This window comes from Mesorhizobium sp. M1E.F.Ca.ET.063.01.1.1 (assembly GCF_003998155.1).
Taxonomy (GTDB): Bacteria; Pseudomonadota; Alphaproteobacteria; order Rhizobiales; family Rhizobiaceae; genus Mesorhizobium.
The window spans coordinates 1-2012 of record NZ_RZSC01000932.1 but is presented as its reverse complement, the minus strand read 5'-3'; the positions used below and the strand labels follow the sequence as shown (position 1 = coordinate 2012).

Annotated in this window: 1 protein-coding gene and 2 pseudogenes; 2 read left to right on the top strand and 1 reads right to left on the bottom strand. The window is 64.0% G+C overall.

The genetic code is table 11. The features are described 5' to 3' along the window. The first annotated feature begins 247 nt into the window (after positions 1-247). Positions 248-667, top strand: coding sequence for an MAPEG family protein (locus EOA29_RS34415; RefSeq protein ID WP_126093758.1), 420 nt, complete (start codon positions 248-250; stop codon positions 665-667). Between the two features lie 48 nt (positions 668-715). Continuing rightward, a pseudogene (locus EOA29_RS44115) lies at positions 716-1609 on the top strand (DUF2865 domain-containing protein); the annotation flags it as partial. A 238-nt stretch (positions 1610-1847) separates the two neighbouring features. On the opposite strand, the pseudogene EOA29_RS43470 reads toward EOA29_RS44115, so the two are convergent. Then, positions 1848-2012: pseudogene (locus tag EOA29_RS43470) on the bottom strand (glutamate--tRNA ligase); the annotation flags it as partial.

Below are 2012 nucleotides of genomic sequence, written 5' to 3'. Positions count from 1 at the left end.
TCTCGGCACCGACAAGCCGGCGCATATCCTGACGCCTTCGGTGACCTCGCGCGGCGTGGTCAACATGACGGCTTTGGCGGTGGTCGAGGCGGCGCACAAGGCGCAGGCGATCGCCGATCTGGGTTGAGGACGCTCTGGCCGTAAACACCGATGATGCTTCATTGTAAGGTGGTTGCGGCCATCACGGCCTCACTGCCACGCTTCGACGTTCAAGCGCGAAAGACGAATGGGCAGATGCGAGGGTTGAATGAGCTTCGAACTAGCCATGCTCGCCGCAAGTTGCGTGCTCTGTTTCATTCACATCGTTCTCGCCTCGCATTCGGCGAGCTTCCAGCGAGGTTACCGCTGGACGGCCAGCGCCCGAGACGCCGAAGTCCCTCCGCTCACAGGTGTGGCAGGGCGCCTGGAAAGGGCACTGCGAAACTTCGTCGAGACATTTCCGGTGTTCGTGGCGGCGGTTTTTCTTGTTCACGCGGCTGCCCACGAGACCGCGCTCAGCAAGTGGGGAGCCGGACTCTATTTTTCGGCCAGGCTGGTCTATCTTCCGCTCTATGCATTCGGCGTTCCCCTGCTCCGCTCGCTCGTTTGGAACGTTTCGTTTGTTGGAATCGTTCTGCTTTTGCTGGCATCGGTGTGGCCCGACCTGCCTTTACTAGGGAACAGTTAACCACGAACACGGTAGCCTTCCGGCCACGGCAATCGGGGTTTCTGGCGGATGAAAGGATTGAAGCTGACGCATCTCGCGGCGCTGCTTGCGGCGCTGGCGGCGTCGGCTGTCGCCGTGACCGAGCCGCAGGCGGCCTCCCGCATGTGCCGCCAGCTCGAAGCCGAGCTTGCCGCCGCGCGCGGCGGTGGCGGCGAACCGGGCCTGATCCGCAAATATGACGACGCGATCGCGCGACAGCGCGAGCAGCTGGCGAAGGCGCGAAGCCGCGCCAGCGACGCCAATTGCGGCTTTACTCTGTTTTCGCGCAATGTCAGCCAATGCGCGGCGATCAATGCCTCGATAGAGCGCATGAACGCCAATCTCGACACCTTGCAGGCCAAGCGAGAGCGGCTGGCCGGCGGCGGCACGCGGCGCGACCGCAGCCGTATTCTTGCGGCGCTTGATGCCAATGGCTGCCGCGGCGACGAGGTCGCGCCGCGGCGCACGCCGATCGAAGAGGCTGCCCGCAACAATGGCGGCGGCAATCTTTTCGAGCAGCTTTTCGGCCGCGGCGATCAGGAGATCGAAACGCTCGACACGCCTGGAGTGGCCGATGCTCCGCCGGACGACCCCAGCGTCCGCAACATCCGCCGCGTCATAAACCAGCCGGACGGCATGGACCTGCCGAGGCAGAGCGGCGAGTTCCGCACGGTTTGCGTGCGCACCTGCGACGGCTATTTCTTCCCGATGTCGAACGCTGCCTCTTACGGCGATTTCGAACGCGATCAGAAGAATTGCGAATCGAGCTGCCCCGGCACCGAGATGCAGGTCTTCTACGCGCAAGGCATGGAAGATGATGCCGGCAACATGACCTCGTCGGTGACCGGCCAACCTTACAGCGAGCTGCCGACCGCCTATCTCTACAAGCAGGCCAACTACTCGCGGCCGCCGCAATGCGGCTGCAATGCCCAGGCCGGCAATTTTTCGATCATCGCCGGCAATCCGCCCAATCCCGAGCAGTCGCAGCCGGACAGCGAGGCGACGCCCTTCATGCCGGTGCCGGCCTCGAAGCCCGATCCCGGCGCCGACCCCGAAACGCTTGCCAATGCCGAAGGCGGGCTTGACCGCGAGGCGATCAAGCGCCTGACCACCAAGGCGCCGGTGTCGCCGGTTTCGGCTTTGCCGCCGGAACAGCGCAAGGTCAGGGTCGTCGGGCCAGCGTTCCTTCCCGACCCATCAGCGGCAATAGATCTGAAAGCTCAGGCCCAGAAGTCTGCCCAGTAAGCGCCAGCCTCAGAGGCATGAACAGCGGCTTGCCCTTGCGGCCCGTCGCTTCCTTGATCTTGCCGGTCCAGTCCTTCCAGAC

What these genes read in the sequence shown, in the direction of transcription:
- EOA29_RS34415 (WP_126093758.1), top strand. Translation starts at nt 248, where the DNA reads ATGAGCTTCGAACTAGCCATGCTCGCCGCAAGTTGCGTGCTCTGTTTC.